This window comes from Synechococcus sp. H55.2, assembly GCF_047462495.1.
Lineage (GTDB): Bacteria > Cyanobacteriota > Cyanobacteriia > Thermostichales > Thermostichaceae > Thermostichus.
The window spans coordinates 1-3,875 of sequence record NZ_JANSJH010000025.1 but is presented as its reverse complement, the minus strand read 5'-3'; the positions used below and the strand labels follow the sequence as shown (position 1 = coordinate 3,875).

Here is a 3,875-nt window from a genome sequence, read left to right as displayed (position 1 = left end):
ACCAGGTGACCCGATCCCGCAGTTGCTCAATCCGGGCCGGGCCGATGCCCTTGACCCGCTGCAGATCTTCCAAGGAGGAGAAGGGGCGGGCCTCGATGATGCGCTGCGCCAGGCCCGGGCCAATGCCGGGCAACTGCTCCAGCTCCGCTGCGGTGGCGGTGTTTAAGTTCACGCGAGAAGATTGCGGGGTAGCCGGCTGGGAAGGGGATCCCCTGTCAGGAACGGAGATCGCCTCGACTTCCAGCAGCTCCGGCTCTGCTTCAGATGGGGAGAGGGCAACGGGGACAGGGCTCGGGCAGAGGCGGGCTCTCTCTTCCGCCTGTTGCTGCAGGCGGCGGCTGGGGCCAAAGCGGGCCTCGGCAAGGAGCCGCTCGAACTCGCGCACAAAGTGATCCGCTACCCGCCCGTTGCGGATGATCAAGAGGTTTTCGTCGTTGAGGTGGTTGGCCGCCACCGACCAATTGTGGGATCCGGTGATCACCGTGGCCTGGGGGGTGCCGGGGTCAACGATGGCGAACTTGTGGTGCAGTTTGTCTCCCGGAGCGAGGTTGGGCACGCCCACAGAGGAGGCGGGCACTGTCCAGGGCAGGCGGGCCGCGTCCACCCGGCAGTTTTCGTCGGGGAGCAGCAGCCCCCACATCTCCAGGGTGCGGCTGTAGTCACGAAAGGCAAAGCCAGGGTCAAACAGGCCGCGAATTTCTACGTTACGCTCCTGGCGCAGTTGCCTGAGCTGGTTGGCAATGCCTGAGTCGGTAAAGACAAACAGAGCCAGATCCACCTGCTGCCGCGCTTGGGCCAGGGTGGCCGCGATGAGGCCGTTGGAGGTGGCCTCATAGGGCAGGGAGCGGCTGGCAGGGGAAAAATGCACCCCCACGATGGCATCGTCAAGGTAAACCGTCTCCAGGGGGCGCCTGAGCTTTTGCACGCCAAAGCGGCTGTCGGGCGATCCCCCTGGCCCATCCCCCCACATGAGGTTGAATTCCTCGGTGTAGATGCGGGCCAGCTCGGGGCTATCGAGCAGCAGTAGGTGATTGGCGTTGCCCACACTGCCGGGGGCATCGAAATCCCCGTGAATATCGGAGAGGGTAAAATTGGCCGACCCGGTCAGCACCCGCTGCCCGTCGATAATCACAAACTTGTGGTGCATCAGGCCGCTGCCCTTGGAGCCGTTGGCGGTGTCATCCAGCCAGGGCACTTGCCCCCCATCGAGCAGGGCATAGACATCCCGGCTGGCGATCTCCTCAGGGGAGAACTGTCCGTCCCGGTTCACATCCACCAGGTGGCGGTACTCTTCGAACTTTTGACGGCTGCGCTCGTCCAGCGCCCCCACTTCGGCAGGGGTGAGCTGGTGCCAGGCCCGCACATAGGTGTTTTCGGTAATCACCCGCACCGGGATCCCGGCCTGCCGCCGCTCGGCCAGGGCTTGGGCAATGAGAGGCAGGTTCAGCTCCTGCACCGCCACATCCACCGACTGCCGGGCAGAGCGAATCTGAGAGATAATCAACTCCTCTAGGTTGTAGCCGTAGCGATAGACCTGGCGATAGGGATCTCGATAGGTGCTCTCGCGGCTTTGGTTGAAGGCCACCCGGATGCGGGGGTGCTGCGGCAGAGGGGCCAGGGTGGGCAGCTCTGGCTCTTGGGGATAAGGTCGGGGTCGGGGGCCTACCCAGTAGCCAATTGCCACCAGGAGCAGCAGCAGGGCAGCCCAGGGCAGCCAACGCCGCAGTTGCCGCCGCCAAGATGGGATCCCGTTCATCATCTCTCCAGACCTCACACCCCCTCAGGATACAAAAACTTCCAGACATCCTTGGCTGGGCCGCAAGTGGTCGTTTCGGGCATCATGGGTAGGGATAGGCAGTTGACGGGGGAGGCGCAGCGTGGAACGGCCTAAGTGGGTGGCTATTGTTACGGGAGCTTTGGCCATTGCCCTGGGGGTGGGCTACTTGCTCCTGGTGCAGCTACTGGACTACCGGGGGGGTGAGTTTCTGCCGGCGCCGCTGGAGCCGCCGGCGGTTTTGGCGGGGATCCCTGGCCGCTTGGGCTGAGGACGCTCTCCAGTGCCTGCCTCTCTCGTTGATTCCCTAGCTGGGGTCAGCCGTCCCTGCGCCGGCTCACCCGAAAAAATTGTATGCTCAGCTACACTAAGCCCTATGCTAAAGAAGAGGCCGCGGATCCAGCTTGCGCCGGGGTTGCCAGCGGAGAGGGTTCAGCCGTCCTGAATTTGCGATCGCTTCTCTCACCTTTGTAGACCTCTGGATAGATCTTCAGAGCTTCTCTAGAGATCAGGCTCCGTTCCGGATCGGGCATTTGGGCAAGCTGTGGGTTGGCATGGTGTTGTCGCGCTCCACGTGGCTGTGGTTATTGACGGGGCTGGGCTTGGCGGCTCTCAGCCAATACCTGCAATGGGTTAGTGGCATCTACAGCTTTGTTGCTCCCTATTCGGTGCCGCTGGCAGATCTGCTGGTGGCCGGCATCCTGGGAGGAACGGTGGCGGCAGGGCTGGCGGTGCAGCGCTGGTGGCAACAGGCTCGCCAACAGCAGAGGGATCCAACCCCAGGCAAACGGCGGGTTAAGTTGACCCGGGATCAGGTGCAGGCGGATCTGCAGGATGTCGATCGCCTCATCCAGAAGCTGCAAAACGACATCAGCCGTCGCGCCTTGCAGGCCAAGATGCAGGAAATCGACCGGCGGCTGGCCCAGGAGGAATTGCACCTGGTGGTGTTCGGCACTGCCTCTGCCGGCAAAACTTCTCTGATCAACGCCTTGATGGGGCAGCCTGTGGGGGAAACCGCTCCCACCCTGGGCACTACCCAGCAGGGATCCATTCACACCTATCAACTGGAGGGCTGGAGCGGCCCCATCTCCCTCACCGATACCCCTGGCCTGCTGACCATCGGCGGCGCCGGCGAGGCAGAAGCGCGCGCCCTGGCCCAGAAGGCCGATCTGCTGATCTTGGTGGTGGCCGGGGATCTGCTGGCCTCGGAATATGCCGAGCTGCTGGAGCTGGCCCGGCTGGGGAAATCCACCATCCTGGCCCTCAACAAGACGGATCAAATGCTGCCGGAAGAGGTGGAGATCATCTTGGCCCACCTGCGCCAGCGCACCGCCGGCGTCATCCCCCCTGAGCAGGTGGTGGCCATTGCTGCTGACCCAGAGCCCTTGAAAGTCCGCTACTGCTTTCCAGACGGATCCCGGCAAGAAACCTGGGAGCCACAGCCCCCCGATACTGCCGCCCTCATCCAGCAGATGGCCCGCCTGCTGCAGCAAAAGGGATCCCATCTGCGCCTGGCCAACGCCCTGTTGCAGACCCAAACCCTGGGCGAGGCCGTCCAGCAGGCTTTGCGGGAAGAGCGCCACCAACAGGGTCGCCGGATCGTGGAACGGATGCAGTGGGCGACAGCTGCTGCCTTGGCCGTGACCCCTCTTCCGGCTTTGGATGTGCTGGCGGGGGTGGCCATCCAGGCGCGCATGATCGGCGAGCTGCATCAGGTGTTCGATCGCCGCATCACCCTGCAGCAGGCCCAGCAAATGGCCCACAGCCTGGCCCAAATGATCGTGCAGCTAGGAGGACTGGAGCTGGCCACCCAGGCCCTGGGCTCTGCCCTCAAAGCCAGCCCCTGGATGCTCATGGGGATCCCCCTGCAGGCGGCCAGCGGGGCCTACCTGACGCGGGTAGCGGGGCTCAGCTACCTGGAGTGGCTGCAATCGGGGGATCCCTGGCAGGAGGAGATTCTGCAAGAGCGGCTCAAGCAGCAACTCCACAACCGTCATCCGCTGGCTTTTCTCACCCAACTGGCTCGCCAAGCCCGCTCCAACATCTAGTCATTATCAAACAGCAATGAAACAGTTTGTTACGTCTCTAGCTCCCCTCTCCC

3 protein-coding genes are annotated in these 3,875 nt (G+C 63.5%); 2 read left to right on the top strand and 1 reads right to left on the bottom strand.

Going from position 1 to position 3,875, the window contains the following annotated elements:
* A partial coding sequence (locus NW844_RS04885; RefSeq protein ID WP_414333979.1) for a phospholipase D-like domain-containing protein occupies window positions 1-1,759 on the bottom strand: 1,759 nt, incomplete at its 3' end.
* A gap of 118 nt (window positions 1,760-1,877) precedes the next feature.
* Between NW844_RS04885 and NW844_RS04880 the strand changes: the two genes are divergently transcribed.
* Together NW844_RS04880 and NW844_RS04875 are read left to right on the top strand one after the other, a co-directional pair.
* Window positions 1,878-2,045: a hypothetical protein gene (locus NW844_RS04880; RefSeq protein WP_414333977.1), complete on the top strand. Its 168-nt coding sequence runs from the start codon at window positions 1,878-1,880 to the stop codon at window positions 2,043-2,045.
* Window positions 2,046-2,307: 262 nt separating this feature from the next.
* A complete protein-coding gene (locus NW844_RS04875) occupies window positions 2,308-3,822 on the top strand; it encodes a YcjF family protein (RefSeq protein ID WP_414333975.1) in 1,515 nt (504 codons plus the stop codon).
* The last annotated feature ends 53 nt before the right edge of the window (window positions 3,823-3,875 follow it).